Below are 15,661 nucleotides of genomic sequence, written 5' to 3' on the forward strand. Positions count from 1 at the left end.
GGCTGGAGGTTATCATGATTGCTACCCGACAAAAAATATATAGCTTTGCAGAATATTTAAATTATCAGGACTCCACAGATAATAAGTACGAATTATTTAACGGAGAATTAATTTCCATGCCTCCCGCTAGTGGCTTTCATGCTTTAATTCTTGCCTTTCTTTATGATTATTTAATAGCGGAAATTAAAAGATTAAATTTAACTTGGAAAGTTATGCCCGCTACGGTAGGAATTCGCACCGATAAAGCTAAATCGAGAATTCCAGACTTAATGATTTTAACTGCTGAACAATGTCAAGAGATTAGAAATATGACCACAGCAGTGATTGAATTTCCTCCCCTCTTAGTTGTAGAAATTGTTAGCCCCGGTAATGCCGATGATGACTACCGTTATAAGCGTTCAGAATATGCGGTAAGAGGCATTCCTGAATACTGGATTATCGATCCTATTGCTGTAAAAATATCAGTTTTAACCCTGATTTCGGGATTTTATGAACTGGCAGAATTTAATCAGGAAGATAGGATAATATCGGTGACATTTCCCGATTTACAATTAACTCCTCAAATGGTCTTTGCCCAGTAGCATTATTAACGATTATGACTATCCCCTTAGAAATCCAACAACGCTGCCAACAACTAAAAACAGAACTACAAAGAGCCAGTTATGCTTATTATGTTCTTGATGATCCTTTTATACCCGATAGCGTTTATGATCAACTTTATCGGGAATTAGAAGACCTAGAAAAGCGTTATCCCCAATTAATCACCTCCGATAGTCCCACCCAAAGAGTCGGGGATAAAATCTCTAGTCAATTTGTTTCTGTCCGTCATAATATTCCCCTGTATAGTCTCGAAAATGCCTTTAACCTCGAAGAATTAAATAAATGGGGCAACCGTTGGCAGAGATATATAAATGAAACCCAAGACACGGAATATGTGTGTGAATTAAAAATCGATGGTTCCGCGTTAGCTTTAACCTACGAAAACGGCTTTTTGGTCAGAGGTGTTACCAGAGGAGATGGAGTCACTGGCGAAAATATTACCCCCAATGTGCGGACAATTCGCTCTATTCCTTTACGCTTAAATATAGATAATCCCCCGGCAATTGTGGAAGTGCGTGGCGAAGCCTTTTTACCCCTCGATACCTTCGATAAAATCAATCAAGAAAGAGAAGAAAAAGGGGAATCTCTCTTTGCTAATCCCCGCAATGCGGCAGCGGGAACCCTACGACAATTAGATCCGAAAATAGTTGATAAAAGACGCTTACAATTTTTTGCCTATACCCTGCATTTAGACGATAACCATATCACTAATCAATGGCAATCCTTAGATAGATTAGAAACCCTGGGATTTCTGGTTAATCCCCACCGTCAACTCTGTCCATCCCTGCAAGAAGTGGCGCAATACTATCAAGATTGGCAAGAAAAACGTCATCAATTAGCCTACATGACCGATGGTGTCGTAGTCAAAATCAACGATTTACAGCGACAAAATCGGTTAGGATTCACCCAAAAATTCCCCCGGTGGGCCATCGCTTTAAAATATCCCGCCGAAGAAGTCCCCACGGTAGTTAAAGATATTATCGTCAATGTGGGACGCACCGGCGCAGTCACACCCATGGCGGTGATGGAACCGGTACAGGTTGCAGGGACCACCGTACAAAGGGCTACTTTACATAATAGTGATCGAGTGGCCGAATTGGATATCCGCAGCGGTGACACGGTAATTATCCGCAAAGCGGGGGAAATTATCCCAGAAGTGGTGAGAATACTGCCAGAATTGCGTCCTAGCCAGACTGTACCCTTCCAGATGCCCACTAATTGCCCTGAATGTCAATCTCCCCTAGTCCGTCCCGTGGGGGAAGCGGTGACGCGCTGTGTTAATAGTTCCTGTCCGGCGATTTTGCGGGGAAGTGTGGTACATTGGGCCAGTCGCGATGCTCTCGATATCCGGGGATTAGGGGAAAAAGTGGTAATTTTGCTGATTGAACAGGGATTAGTCACCGCCATTTCTGACCTCTACAGCCTCGAAAAAACGGAAATTGCCAAATTAGACCGAATGGGCGAGAAATCAGCCTTAAATTTGATTACAGCTATCGATCAGAGCAAAAATCAAAGCTGGTCGAAGGTACTTTATGGGCTAGGGATTCGCTATGTGGGCAGCGTTAACGCCAAAATTCTCGCCGAAAGTTTTCGGACTGTGGAGGAGTTAGCTAACGCCAGCGTGACTGATTTAGCCTCTGTCTATGGTATCGGTGAAGAAATCGCTCAATCGGTCTATGATTGGTTTAGAATCGCCGCTAATCGGGATTTAGTCGCTAAATTACAGGCAGCCGGTTTACAATTGGCCGCAGCAGCAAAAACCACCACCACGAAAGCGACTTTAGCAGGGAAAACCTTTGTGATTACTGGCACTTTACCAACTCTCAAACGGGAGGAAGCGAAAGAATTAATCGAAAAAGCTGGGGGGAAAGTGACGGGTTCTGTCAGCAAAAAAACCGATTATTTAGTGCTAGGAGAAGCGGCGGGTTCTAAGCTAGAAAAAGCCCTAGAATTGGGCATTACTCAGCTAACCGAAGCACAACTACTCGAATTAATCAAGGGTTAAAAGCTTAAGATTGGAGCAAATCTGCGGAAGTATAGTTATTTCAAATAAGAACGAGACACTAAGCAAGACAATAAGTACGAATAATTTCATCAAGGGGTGTACCCAAAGGATCATAAGCTGTTCGTAATTTAAAGGCTCTTCTAGGTTCTGTGTGATAAGTTTAATTGACATAGGATCGATCGATCTTTGTGTCCTTTGTGTCTTTGTGGTTCGTTCCACCCCCTCGCTCTTGAGAAATGTATCTTAGAATACATTTTACCCACCAAAGCTGGGAGAGCCGATATTCTCGCTAAACTTGACAATCGGTTAGAGCGAATCGAAACAAAACTAGAAGTATTGCCGAAAATAGAGGCCGAAGTTTCCCAACTCAAAGAAGATGTTAAAGACTTGAAAGAAAGGGCAACGGCTCAAATATCGGCTTTGATAGTCACTGTTATCGGTGCAACTGTTGCAGCAACTATCAAATTCGGTTTTCTGACTAAAACTTAAATCATCATTAAAAACTAAGTTGGAACTAGACAAGTTCCAACCGCTAACAAAAAATTGACCTTGAATATTAACGACGAATCGGAGCGATCGCACCGTCGGCGGCGGCGCGAAAAGGTTCCACTGCCTCGCTATAATCGATCGGTAAAATAGCCACCACGTTATCGTGAGGACGGGGAATAATTACCCAGGTTTCTAAAGCTGCCCCCTCGGTTTTATTGACGGCTTCAATGCCGGCAGCCATAGCGGTTTTTACCTCCTGTACATCCCCACGAATATTGAGGGTAAAACGGGCGCTTCCTGCCCTTAAATAACCAACAATCGTGATCCGTCCTGCTTTTACCATCGCATCGGCGGCCGCTAGAATACCGGGGAAACCTTTTGTCTCGATCGATCCCACCGCGGGTTGGGCTGTCATAAATTAACTCCTAATAACAAAAATCAGATAAGTTCAATTGATAGAATCCAATCTATTTTCCAGTCTTTAACTATAGTCTAGTTTGGGGCAAATCGCTAGGGAAATTAACTGCGAAAACGGTCTGACTTAGCCGTATGCTGCACTGGTAAAACCGCCAGTACATTTTCTGGAGGATTAGGTACGATGTAATGACTGACCACATTGCCACCAAAAGCGGTCATCGCTGCCGCTAATCCTGCCTCTACTGCCGGTTTAACCTCGGAAATCGGACCGCGAATCGCCACCAAAAATTCGCCCCTTTCCGCTAGATCAAAATAAACTAGGGTGACTCGTCCCCCTTTAACCATGGCATCCGCCGCCGCTAAAACGGGGGGAAAACCCAACGTTTGAATGACTCCGACCGCCTCGGGCATTTTTCCTGATCTCCTGCGAAAGCAACTTTACATTATACCCCGAACCTGTCTTTATATTTTCTTCTGCAAATCTCCGATCAATCGAGCCTGTTTTTTCTCTAAATACTGTTGATGGGACTGATCGGCCAGATAATAATCTCCTGCGGGTTCGATCAAAGTAACGATATGCTGCTGAAACTTTCCCGATAGTTGTAGTTGACGCTTGGAGGCAGTGGCGATTAACTTTTGTTCCGGGGTGTGATAGAAAATAATCGATCGATATTGTTCTCCCCGGTCCGGTCCTTGGCGATTTAACTGAGTCGGATCATGGATTGACCAAAAAACGGCTAATAACGCCTCATAGCTTATTTCTTGGGGATTATAGGCAATTTGTGCCACTTCCGCATGGCCGGTAATTCGCGATAACACATCGAGATAACTAGGATTGGGAAAATGTCCCCCCATATAACCCACAGAAGTCGCTAAAACACCAGGTAAACGCCGAAATGCGTCCTCGGTTTTCCAAAAACAGCCGGCCCCAAAGGTAGCTTTTTCGCCGTTATTCATTTCTCCTCACATCCTTGGCAAATTCTACAACTGCTTTTGTAATTGTTTCGCTTAAATTAGCATAAACTTTGGCAAAAGGGGGAGCTTTTTCGGTTAATCCTAGGATATCCGCCGTTACCAACACCTGACCATCACAATCTTCCCCCGCACCGATACCAATCGTCGGGATAGTCAATTTATCGGTAATAGTAGCGGCTAAATTGGCGGGAATATGTTCCAAAACCAGGGCAAATACTCCCGCTTTCTCCAAGGCTAAAGCTTCCTCGATTAGTCTTTGTGCATCCGATGGAGTTTTTCCCTGCTGACGGTATCCTAAGCGATGGACTGACTGGGGAGTTAATCCGATATGACCCATAACAGGGATGCCTATCTCGGTTAAACGGCTAATCGTCTCGATCATAGCGGGATAACCTCCCTCTAATTTTACCCCTTGTACTCCCGCTTCCTTTAACATCCTTCCGGCGGAGTGAATTGCCTGACTGACACTTTCCTGATAGCTGAGAAAAGGCAAATCACAGACAACTAAAGCTTGTTTTACCCCGCGAGACACAGCCGCCGCGTGGTGAATCATCGCCTCTAGGGTGATCGGTAAAGTGGTAGGATAGCCCAAAGCGGTCATAGCTAAGGAATCACCCACCAAAATAATATCAATTCCTGCTCGATCGAGCAGTCGCGCGATCGGATAATCCCAAGCTGTGAGGGTGACAATCGCGCGTTTTTGCTGTTTCCACTCGATTAATTTGCTGGTGGTGACTGCCATTATTTATTCACTGCGGACAGCTTCGAGGATACGGGAAAAATAGAAACGAGTGCTAGTCATACTCGTCCGTTCAATTTTAAAGCCATTTTCGTTGAGAGCGGCGACAATAGTTTTTTCCTTGTGTTGATAGGCGCGAGTGGTTTTACTCGGACCGGGGAAAAATTGACCAATTTTCTTGAGAATGGTTAATAAACAGGTTTTAGGGGCAAAACTGAGGATTAAACGGGATTGAGCTAGGGAGCCCAGGTGTTTAATCATTCCTAATGCTTCTTCTGTGGGATAGTGAATGAGAACATCAAGACAGATGACTGTGTGATATTGGCCGGTTAATGCTTCTAAATCTTGAACGGCAAAGGTGAGTTTACTGGTATCTGCTAACTCTTTGGCTGCTCTTTCCTTGGCTTCTGTCACCATTTTCTCAGAAATATCACTGGCGAAAATAGTTGCGCCCGCTTTAGCGAGGGGAATACTAAGACTACCGACTCCACAACCGGCATCACAGATTGAGAGATTGGGCAAATTGTCATCACTTTCTAACCAACCGATAACGGTATCGATCGTCTGTTGATGACCGATGCGAATATCTTTTTGTACTTTGTTAACTTCGCCATCCCCATAAATCCGGCGCCAGCGATCGAATCCTGTGGCGTTAAAATAGTCCTTGACTATGGCTTTATCGTCTAATGTGTTGGTCATAACGAAATCTAAACGAGCGGAGATGGTTATTAGTTTATCCTACCGTGAAAGATCTCAACCGTTGCCGCTGATGGCTGACTCCTGACTGCTCAGGAGCGGACCGGGAGCGATTGCAAGTCTGTGGAAAAGCTTAATTTGTTTTCCACTTCACTTTTAGTTAACCTAAAGTGAATATCATGTAATCGTCCCAAGATCGATTAGTAAGGGTTCCATGTCAATTATTACCCATAGAACTAAGATCGTAGCCACGATCGGCCCTGCCAGTAATTCGCCAGAAGTCCTCAAGCAGATGATCGGTGCGGGGATGAATGTAGCGCGGCTAAACTTTTCCCACGGTAGCTACGAAGATCATGCGAGAGTTGTCAGCCTTTTACGGCAAATTTCTCAAGAATTAGACAATCCTATCACTCTCCTGCAAGATTTACAAGGGCCGAAAATTCGCGTTGGTAATCTCCCCAATGGTTCCATTACCATCAACGACGGCGATTATCTCACCCTTGTCCCCATGGATGAGTATCGGGGAGAAGCGAACACCGTTTCGATCGATTATCCCTATCTGGCCGAGGAAGCCAAGTTAGGCGAGCAAATTCTCCTTGATGATGGCTTATTAGAGCTAAAAATCGTTGAAATTAACGGAAAAAACCTAAAATGTCAAGTATTGGAGGGAGGAATTCTCAAGAGTCGCAAGGGAGTTAATCTACCCCGTCTCAATTTGCGCTTACCTTCCATGACCGAAAAAGACAAACAAGACCTAGAATTTGGTCTTGCTCAGGGGGTTGATTGGGTTTCCCTGAGTTTTGTTCGTAAAGGAGAAGATATCAAGGCGATTAAGGCATTTTTAGCCGAGAGAAATCACGCGGATGTGCCAGTGATAGCTAAAATTGAAAAACCGCAAGCGATCGAAAATTTAGAGTCAATTGTCGAGGAATGTGACGGCATTATGGTGGCCCGGGGCGATTTGGGAGTAGAATTAAGTCCCGAAAAAGTCCCTATGTTGCAAAAACGCATTATCAGACTCTGCAACATGAAAACTATTCCCGTCATCACTGCCACCCAGATGTTAGAAAGCATGATTCACAGTCCCCGACCGACTCGGGCCGAGGCTAGTGATGTGGCTAATGCAATTATCGATGGAACCGATGCGGTAATGTTATCGGGGGAATCAGCAGTGGGAGATTTTCCCGTCAAAGCGGTGGCTATGTTGGCCAAAATCGCCCATGATGTGGAAGCGGATGTGAAGTTTGATAATGCTCCCCCCAATGAGTCCGATGAAACTCACGCTCTCAGTGAGGCTCTAGTGGCGATCGATCAAACCCTTGATCTCCGTTATATTGTCACTTTTACCACCTCTGGCTACACTTCGCTACTGGCTTCTAAGGAACGTCCCTCGGTTCCCGTCATTGCCATGACTCCCAATAAACGAGTCTATCACCGTCTCAATCTAGTCTGGGGTGTGATCCCGATTCTTCTTGATCATCAGGTGTCCGTCTTTGAGGATGTGTTAAAGCAAACCGAATCAATTCTACTTCAGAAAAATCTAGCGCAATCGGGCGATAAAATCCTGATTATGGCGGGAATTCCCATGCAGAAAAATAAAGGAACCAATTTCCTCAAAATTCACACGATTCCCTAAGTTCTAGGATTCAGGGGTCAGTATTCTCCGAGTCAGTATTCTCCGAGTCAGTATTCTCCGAGTCAGGAGTCAGCTTTTTTCTCCCCACACCCCCACTTCCCCACTCCCCCATCTCCCCACCTCCCCATTCCCCACTTCCCCACTTCCCCACACCCCACGAAAAACTTTTTGCCGCAAACCCTAGATACAGATTTTGGGCGGTGGATTGGTTGTGATAGAAATATAAATATCGATCGCTTGCTATCAATCTTGATGAAAAGACGATATTTTCTGGCTTTTATCGGCTCAATTGTCCTTGCTTGGTCATTATCTCCCAGCATAAACCTTTTTTCGTCTACTATCACCACTGCACAAACCCAGACAATTCTAGTTTCTGCCGCCGCTAGTCTCAAAGAGGCCCTAGAAGGAATCAAGCCGGGGTTTGAAAAAGCTCATGGCAACATTAAAGTTAACTATAACTTCGCTGCGTCGGGAGCTTTGCAACGGCAAATCGAACAGGGAGCACCGGCCGATGTTTTCCTCTCGGCTGCCACTAAGCAAATGGACGCTTTAGCAAAAGCTGGTTTAATCGATACAAGTACCAGAAGAAACCTGCTCACTAATCGCCTAGTTTTAATCGTTCCCAAGAATTCCACCCTAAAAATCAGCGATTTTCGTTCCCTGACTAACAGTAATGTCCAAAGAATTGCCGTGGGTGAACCGCGCAGCGTTCCCGTCGGTCAGTACAGTGAAGAAGTTCTGAAAAATCTCGGCATTTTAGAGCAAATAAAACCAAAACTGGTCTTTGCCAACTCCGTCCGCAATGTTCTCGCCGCCGTAGAAACTGGTAACGCCGATGCTGGCATTGTTTACATCACCGATGCCAAAATTTCCGACCGGGTAAAAGTAGTGGCCACGGCTGCCAATAATCTCCATTCTCCGATTATTTATCCCATAGCTGTGATTAAAGACAGCAAAAACCCGCAAGCTGCCAAGACTTTCGCCCAATATCTCACCAGGACAGCCGCTAAAAACATTTTTGAAAAATTCGGCTTCGGAATAGCCAGATAAACAATGCCCGACTTTTCCCCCCTATGGATATCCCTGAAAACCGCCACCATTGCCCTGATAATCATCTTTTTTCTCGGTATTGCCGCCGCTTATTGGATGTTAGGTTATCGTGGACGGAGGAAATCCCTAATCGAGGCAGTTTTCGTCGCACCCTTAATCTTGCCCCCAACGGTGCTAGGCTTCATTTTACTGCTCCTATTCGGCAAAAACGGACCATTAGGACAGTTATTAGACCTATTTAACTTTCGCGTCGTTTTTACTTGGTATGCCGCCATCATCACCGCGACGGTGGTAGCTTTTCCCCTGATGTACAAAACCACCCTCGGCGCTTTTGAACAGGTGGATGCCAATCTTTTACAGGTTGCCCGCACCCTAGGGGCATCGGAAGGGAAAATATTCTGGCGCCTACTTTTGCCCCTCTCCTTCCCCGGAGTATTAGCGGGATTAACCCTAGCTTTTGCCCGCGCTTTGGGGGAATTTGGGGCGACTTTGATGTTAGCCGGTAATATTCCGGGGCAAACTCAAACTATCCCGATGGCGATTTTCTTCGCTGTGGAAGCAGGAGCGATGACTGAGGCTTGGATATGGGTGTTTATTATCATGTTAATCTCCCTATCGGGGATTATCGCCGTTAATCTCTGGCAAAGTCAACGCAAACAGCAATTAGGACGACTGGGAGAAAGCAAACCTAACGAGATGGAGGACTGGCTGCCACCCTGGGAGGGTCGCGATTTTGCCCTTTTAGCAGCTGAAAATCAGCATTATAGGGATAAAGTAGGCTTATTTGTTGATATAGAGAAATATTTACCCGGTTTTAACCTCTCGGTCACTTTTAACTGCCAAAATCAGCCATTAGGACTATTAGGGGCTTCGGGTTCGGGAAAAAGCCTGATTTTGCGATCGCTGGCTGGTGTGGAAACGCCCTCAAGGGGCCGTATTGTCTTAAATGGGCGCATTCTCTTCGATTCGGAAAAGGGAATTAATCTCCCCAGTCGTCAGCGTCGTATCGGTTTTGTGGTGCAGAATTATGCCCTTTTTCCCCATCTCACCGTGGCAGAAAATATCGCTTTTGGTCTCTCGAAAAACTTATCTAAAAAAGTTATTAAACAGCAGATTGCCAACCAATTGGAATTAGTGCAGTTACCCGGCATGGAAAACCGTTATCCCCATCAATTATCGGGGGGACAACAGCAACGAGTCGCCATCGCTCGCGCTTTAGCTACTCGTCCAGAAGCTTTATTATTAGATGAGCCTTTTTCTGCCCTTGATACCCATCTACGCGCTCAATTAGAACGTCAGATGATCAAAACTTTAAGTAATTACGATGGCGTGACAATTTTTGTTACCCATAATATGGATGAAGCCTATCGAATATGTGAGAATTTATTAGTTATGGAAAAAGGGCGGGCAATTGCTAATAATTCTAAACAGAAAATTTTTGAGCGACCAGATAGCGTTAGTTTGGCAAAAATTACTGGCTGTAAGAATTTTTCCCGTGCTATTATCATTAATAACCAACAATTGGAGGCCATTGATTGGGATGTTAAATTACACACCGTCCCCGGAATTCCCGACTATTTAGCCTATACGGGAATTCGCGCCCATCAAATTATTTTTGGTCGAGATTTAGGCGATATTAATACTTTTCCCTGTTGGTTAGCTAATGCCATTGAAGGACCCCATCGGGTGACTCTCTATCTGAAACTTAATCAACCCTCCAACCATGACAGAGATTTTCATATCCAAGCAGAGTTATATAAGGATAAATGGTTAGAAATTAAGGAGCAAGCTTTGCCTTGGACTGTTACTTTATCTCCCCAGCGTTTATTATTATTAAAATAAACAGAGATTTTGATGCTAAGTTGTCAAACACCCCCCTTATCAAGCTATCCATTAGTCACATCTTTCTTAACATAAAATTTGACAAAAAGAGAAAAGTGTGCCAGATGGCTCAAGGGGGTTCTATGGGGGAACTAATTTGATGAGATAGTTTCCAAGTCTGGCTGATATCATGTAGCCTTCGCAGTCCCAACCAAATAGTTTTAACACCTGGTTCACCGTCACCTTTTCTACCTAAAAACCCCCCAAGAGAAGCAATCATTCTGACCGCTTCTCGAAAGGAGGGCGGCTTTTTAGGTGGCGGACTCTTTTTATGAATAGTGGCACACAAAGATTGCCATTCATGTTCTTCCAAAAAACTTTCACAACTCTCCTCTCCGTGTAAGCGTGCTTGATAGGTTAACCAAAGTAATCTCCAAGCTACAATTGAATAGGTAGCTAAGGCCATCTCAATTCTCCGACAGGGTAAGAGCATCTCAATTAGGCTTGACAAAAGGCTTTCAGCACAGCCATCATATAGTTATTATCCATGGCCGCCCGTTTACTTTTTTGTGCCAGACTACGTCGGTAAGTGGATTCCTGGTTAAGAGCGTTAAGTGCTACTCGTCTCAAGAAGGCTCCCATTACGAGGGCTGTGACCAGAGCGAATCCGACATTGATCCTCATTAAAAGTAACATCTAAAATCCAATGAGCCTGATTTTCAATGCCCCAATGTTTACGAATAGCATTACCTATTTTTTGAGCATCAGCAGGGAGAGAACTGAGATAAAATTGGACTTCACAAGTGGTTTTATTCCAAAGATGACGAACTCGTTTAACCATGATAATACTTTGAAGTCCTTGCCATTGAGCCTGTTGATAAAGACCGCCGAAAGCTTCTAAAGGTACAGCCCAACACCAACGTTTTTCGAGGCGATGATGACCTTTTTCCAGACGGTAATCATAACTAAATTGAATACCATCAAATTGATGTGCTTGAGCTTGCTCAAACCAGTTTTTGACCTGAGTATAAAGAGTCGGATGATTAGCTTTAAGGGCGACAACGTAGTCAGCTTTTTTGGCTTGAATATGATTAATAATCGCCGTTTGAGTTCCCATAGCATCTAGGGTGATAATTGCCCCTTGAAGGTCTAACAGTTCTAGTAAAGCGGGAATAGCAGTAATCTCATTGGATTTATCTTCCACCTTGACTTGTCCTAAAACTAATTTCTGCTCCCCCGCCCAAGCCGTCACTAAATGCAAGGCTTTAATTCCTTGATTACGGTCGTAAGAACCTCTGAGACTTTTCCCGTCTATGGGAACTATTTCCCCCGAAAGAGAACCGATTAAATGGGGCAGCCATTGAGACAAAACTTTGTCCAAAACTTCCGGGTTAATCCGTTCAAAAACCCGCCGAAAAGTGTCATCAGAAGGAATGCCATTAGGTAATTCTAAAAACTCAGATAACCAAGACTGCTTACTGAGTCCATAATTTTCCATGTCTTCCCAACCTTTGGCTCCTGCTATAACTGCTAAAACAGCAATGACTAAAATATCAGTTAATAAATGTTTTTGGGTTCGGGACGCTCTTGGGTCAGGAATATCTTGAAGATAAGTCAATAAACTAGCTTGAATTTCATTTATTGATGTTAAAGGAAGCTCAGGTTTTAGTTGAGCTTTATTTCCGGTGGGGAGAACGGGAGCAAAACCTTTACCCATGAGCTATTTCCTCATTAATTTTCATCAACAACAGTGAGACTAAGGCTAATTATAAATTATACAGAGGTAGCAGCGGCTAAGTCTGGGTACTGGCAGTGCGGGACGGTGCTATGGCGATTTGATTACCCTATTCAGAAATCTTTGTCAAGTACAATTTATACCAAATTAGATGAGCTTACCCTGAATTCTCCGACCCGTTTCTAATTGCAGTTTTTCTAATCCACAACCACTTTTTAAAACAAAATGATAGCGTTCTATTAACCAGCGATAACTATACCAGCGCACACAGGTTATCGCTGATTCAAAGCTACTAATGTCTAGGCTAGTTAAGAGGAGCCAACTAATAGGATTAACTCCGCTATGGGCGGATTTTCTTCTTCAGCTAAAATTACCTGTAATTTGACCGGTTGACGAGGGTTCGCTTTCGAGTGATGCTTAGGTACTTGTATTTCAAAACTGGCAAATCTAACTGTTAGTTTAGCTAGTCTAGCCTCGTGATTAGGATTGCGTTTTACTTGCACATCTAGGCTACCACAGGCTTTTATTTCTCTGATGGATTGATGTAAATATTTAGTCTCTGGATGCCCTGACTTTTGCTTGTCTTCGAGATAGTTAACTTTTCGGTTATGAGTTCCTCGAATTAATAAATGAGAGTTAGGATTTCTTGACTGGGCAAATAAATCAAATATGTCTGCCTCAGAATCTCCGATTGTTACGACTTGAATTTCTTCGGGTATTTGTTGTTGTGTTTCTGACAAAGAATCTAACCATCTTTGACTTTCTTTTTCTTGAGTTTCTCTTTTTTTTCTTTGCTTGGCAATCCCTAAATTCTTTTCTTCTCTTGCCCAGACATATTGATTAATCAGTCCTAAAGGTACTCCTTGCGCTGAGACTCCTAAGGTGGTATGAACTTTGAGACCAAAGGATGTTTTACAATCTAGATAACCCATTCCTTTTTTGGCTTTTTGCGTCGTAAAGTCTAAACTTGTTGTGTCTTGAACTGCCAAAACTATTGGATGTTCTTTGATTCTTTCTACTGTACTTTTGGCTTGGGCGGCAATTATATCTGAGGGGTGAAAATAGGGGGAATTCCAAAAGTCGTAGGTGGCACTGGCGGCGGCTAGATTTCCCGAAGCTTGTGGCACACTTGTACTAGGTTGGCTGGCCAAGTTTTCTACGATACTGATTAACCTTTTCTTTCTTCTGGTGTCCCCTAGGTCTGCATACTGTAATTCTTGGGCTGCCCATTTCTCCATTTTTTTGCTTACCTCCACCTTAATTCCTTCTTTCAAAACTATACCTATCAATCGTTTCCCCTTTTTTTAAGTTTCTTCTCTTTTTGTTAAGAAAGATCTGACTAATGGATAGTTAATAAGGGGGGGTTGGGGGGGCCACACCCTGCCCCCAGGAAAAACTTTTTCAGCAAGCCCTAAATAATAGTCATAAGGAGGAAAATGTCGCCAACCATAATCCCATGCACCAATGTTAAATCCTGTATTTTCTCGTATTAAATACTTGACTTTTTGGCTATGGAGAAATAATTGATCGAGAATTGAATTATGCTTTTGACTTGACAAGGTTGTTTATTTTCTGTTTCTGTCTGCCATATTTGAAAACTAAATATCGCTGACTGAACAACCATCTTTTTTCAATTTGACTTAAAGCAGACCATTTTTCGTAGGTAGGAAAAGCCACATCTTCAAAAAAAGATATCCATTGATTTAAAGTGGTTTCAATTGTGGGCTCTTCTAGGTTCTGTGTGATCAGTTTAACTTACAATATGATCGATCAATCTTTGTGTCCTTTGTGTCTTTGTGGTTCGTTCCACTCACTCGCCAGCAGGACTGTATCCTAGAATACATTTTACCCACCAAACCTGGGAGAGCCAATTGTGTGTTCTTTCGCCCTCTTATAACCGTTTTCAACCATTTTTTGATAAAGTTCTGGAGAACTTTTCAGACGACGAACTGCTTGAATTGTTTCCTCTAGAGAGTGAATAATAATAAAATCTAACTCCGTCTTTCTTTCTGCTAAAAAGCCTAACTCTGGAGTCAAAAGGGCAGGAACACCAGCGTGCCAAGCATTAATTAGCTTAATAGAACCTTTATTAGGATAATTTCGAGAATCAAAACTACGGGCGGCTACAATCACATCTAGATTAGTATAATCGTGCCATTGAAATTTATCCCAAATCGGCATCCAATGGCAATTGAGAGTATCCAAAGACTCTGGCCATGCTTCCGACCTTAATTCCGCTGCCAACTGACCCCTGTTGCCAATGTAAGAAATATTCTCGACTAGGGTGTTCCGTTCCCTATCTCTGGGAATTAAGCCTGGCATCGGCCAATGACTAATTAGATGGGGGTTCCAAATAGAGTCTTTAGTCTTCTCCCAAGTATACGGATTATAAACAATGTGTAGGTGAGCCGAAGGGTGATATTCTTTGTCGCTTTGGACACAAATTAACATGACCTTATCCAAGAAGGGATAGTCATTATCTAGGGTGTCTCGGTCAGCGATTAAAATTCCTTGCTCTGGGATTTCTCTGGCTATTTCACAGGGAAAGCCAGCTTGTTTAAGATGAAAGTAGGTTTGGGCTATCCAAGCCGTAAAATTGCTAGGATCGCCTGTCCATAGAGTCTGGTCTTCCCTGATATTTTTTTGTCTGATTTCGTCAGGGGCGTAAAAATAGATTGTTCGCAGTAATTATATAAGGCCAAAGCATTCTTTGTCCCATAGTTTAGCGCAAAAACGCTTTGCCGTCAATTGTAGCTCAAGAGGTCAGCAATTCTGATTATGGAAACCAGCCAGCCAAACCCCTAGTCTAAAGAAATATATTCGATCGCCTCCTAGGGTGGATAATTAGGAAACAATCCCTTGACCTAGGGAAATAGTACCAGGCTTCGCTTTAAGTAATTGACCGACCACAGCAATAATCGGTGTTTGCACCCCATCCATGGGCAAGAGAAGGTTTTTCATCAGTTGTGGTAAAGTAAAAACCAAGAAAAAAAGCCGGTATTTATTCTTGAAAATCACTGACTAAAATAACGCAGTCCTTTTACCAATCTTTCCACTGCCGTTAAAGCTGTTTCTGGAGATAAAGCAGCGTAGGCAAGACGCAAATAACAGCCTTCTGTTATCCCAAAAGTTGAACCGGGTAACACCGCCACCCGCTGCTGCTCAATTAAACTTTTAACTAACTGAAAATCATTCTTGTCTGTGGTAATTTTCAGGAAGAAATAAAAAGCCCCTTCCGCAGTGGCAACATCACAGATATCGCCGATTGATTCTAGAGCATTCAGGCAAATTTCTCTAACTTGACTGATGGTTTTTAACTGTTCTAAAGGATAGCTTTTACCCACCTGTAACGCTCCTAGTGCCGCGTATTGTGAAACCACTGGCGGACAGATTAAAATAGTATCCTGAATCTTATTAATCGCCTCAGATAAATGTTCTGGTACTACCATATAACCCAGAAATGTTGAATCTCGTAACAAAACTTTACATTTAAGAACA

The 15,661-nt window shown here is 43.4% G+C and carries 12 protein-coding genes and 4 pseudogenes; 6 read left to right on the top strand and 10 right to left on the bottom strand.

Annotated features, from left to right (window positions below; genetic code table 11):
• The first annotated feature begins 14 nt into the window (after positions 1-14).
• From B5D77_RS03655 to B5D77_RS03665, 3 genes are all read left to right on the top strand, one after another.
• Entirely contained in the window at positions 15-581 is a 567-nt protein-coding gene (locus B5D77_RS03655) for a Uma2 family endonuclease (RefSeq protein ID WP_008200436.1), read from the top strand.
• Positions 582-595: 14 nt separating this feature from the next.
• Positions 596-2,605, top strand: coding sequence for an NAD-dependent DNA ligase LigA (ligA, locus tag B5D77_RS03660; RefSeq protein WP_106908302.1), 2,010 nt, complete (start codon positions 596-598; stop codon positions 2,603-2,605).
• A 252-nt stretch (positions 2,606-2,857) separates the two neighbouring features.
• Complete coding sequence (locus tag B5D77_RS03665) at positions 2,858-3,094, top strand: DUF1515 family protein (protein ID WP_039899875.1); 237 nt, start codon at positions 2,858-2,860, stop codon at positions 3,092-3,094.
• A 67-nt stretch (positions 3,095-3,161) separates the two neighbouring features.
• On the opposite strand, the gene B5D77_RS03670 is transcribed toward B5D77_RS03665, so the two are convergent.
• The 5 genes from B5D77_RS03670 to bchM all read right to left on the bottom strand — a co-directional run bounded on the left by B5D77_RS03670 (position 3,162) and on the right by bchM (position 5,924).
• Positions 3,162-3,509, bottom strand: coding sequence for a carbon dioxide-concentrating mechanism protein CcmK (locus B5D77_RS03670; RefSeq protein WP_008200430.1), 348 nt, complete (start codon positions 3,507-3,509; stop codon positions 3,162-3,164).
• A 104-nt stretch (positions 3,510-3,613) separates the two neighbouring features.
• Positions 3,614-3,922, bottom strand: a complete 309-nt coding sequence (locus tag B5D77_RS03675; protein ID WP_002782143.1) for a carbon dioxide-concentrating mechanism protein CcmK — start codon at positions 3,920-3,922, stop codon at positions 3,614-3,616.
• 51 nt (positions 3,923-3,973) lie between these two features.
• Positions 3,974-4,468: a peptide-methionine (S)-S-oxide reductase MsrA gene (gene msrA / locus B5D77_RS03680; protein WP_106908303.1), complete on the bottom strand. Its 495-nt coding sequence runs from the start codon at positions 4,466-4,468 to the stop codon at positions 3,974-3,976.
• Positions 4,461-5,228: a 3-methyl-2-oxobutanoate hydroxymethyltransferase gene (gene panB, locus B5D77_RS03685; RefSeq protein WP_002734057.1), complete on the bottom strand. Its 768-nt coding sequence runs from the start codon at positions 5,226-5,228 to the stop codon at positions 4,461-4,463. Before panB ends, msrA begins: the two co-directional genes overlap by 8 nt.
• Before the next feature lie 3 nt (positions 5,229-5,231).
• Complete coding sequence (bchM, locus tag B5D77_RS03690; protein ID WP_008200421.1) at positions 5,232-5,924, bottom strand: magnesium protoporphyrin IX methyltransferase; 693 nt, start codon at positions 5,922-5,924, stop codon at positions 5,232-5,234.
• A 211-nt stretch (positions 5,925-6,135) separates the two neighbouring features.
• On the opposite strand from bchM, the gene pyk reads away from it, so the two are divergent.
• The 3 genes from pyk (at position 6,136) to modB (ending at position 10,449) form a co-directional block, all read left to right on the top strand.
• A complete protein-coding gene (gene pyk, locus B5D77_RS03695; protein ID WP_106908304.1) occupies positions 6,136-7,557 on the top strand; it encodes a pyruvate kinase in 1,422 nt (473 codons plus the stop codon).
• Between the two features lie 252 nt (positions 7,558-7,809).
• A complete protein-coding gene (gene modA / locus B5D77_RS03700) occupies positions 7,810-8,607 on the top strand; it encodes a molybdate ABC transporter substrate-binding protein (RefSeq protein ID WP_106908305.1) in 798 nt (265 codons plus the stop codon).
• A gap of 3 nt (positions 8,608-8,610) precedes the next feature.
• Positions 8,611-10,449 carry a molybdate ABC transporter permease subunit gene (gene modB / locus B5D77_RS03705; RefSeq protein ID WP_106908306.1) on the top strand — a complete coding sequence of 613 codons (1,839 nt, stop codon included), beginning with the start codon at positions 8,611-8,613 and terminating at the stop codon, positions 10,447-10,449.
• 109 nt (positions 10,450-10,558) lie between these two features.
• Here modB and B5D77_RS03710 read toward each other — a convergent pair.
• From B5D77_RS03710 to B5D77_RS03745, 5 genes and pseudogenes are all read right to left on the bottom strand, one after another.
• A pseudogene (locus B5D77_RS03710) lies at positions 10,559-10,906 on the bottom strand (IS4 family transposase); the annotation flags it as partial.
• A 20-nt stretch (positions 10,907-10,926) separates the two neighbouring features.
• Positions 10,927-12,145: pseudogene (locus B5D77_RS03715) on the bottom strand (ISAs1 family transposase).
• Between the two features lie 180 nt (positions 12,146-12,325).
• Positions 12,326-13,401 (bottom strand): annotated as a pseudogene (locus B5D77_RS03720) (IS4 family transposase); the annotation flags it as partial.
• 607 nt (positions 13,402-14,008) lie between these two features.
• A complete protein-coding gene (locus tag B5D77_RS26910; RefSeq protein ID WP_371515148.1) occupies positions 14,009-14,614 on the bottom strand; it encodes a glycosyltransferase in 606 nt (201 codons plus the stop codon).
• 563 nt (positions 14,615-15,177) lie between these two features.
• Positions 15,178-15,621, bottom strand: a pseudogene (locus B5D77_RS03745) (aminotransferase class I/II-fold pyridoxal phosphate-dependent enzyme); the annotation flags it as partial.
• Positions 15,622-15,661 lie beyond the last annotated feature (40 nt).

It is taken from the genome of Microcystis sp. MC19 (genome assembly GCF_003019735.1).
Taxonomy (GTDB): domain Bacteria; phylum Cyanobacteriota; class Cyanobacteriia; order Cyanobacteriales; family Microcystaceae; genus Microcystis.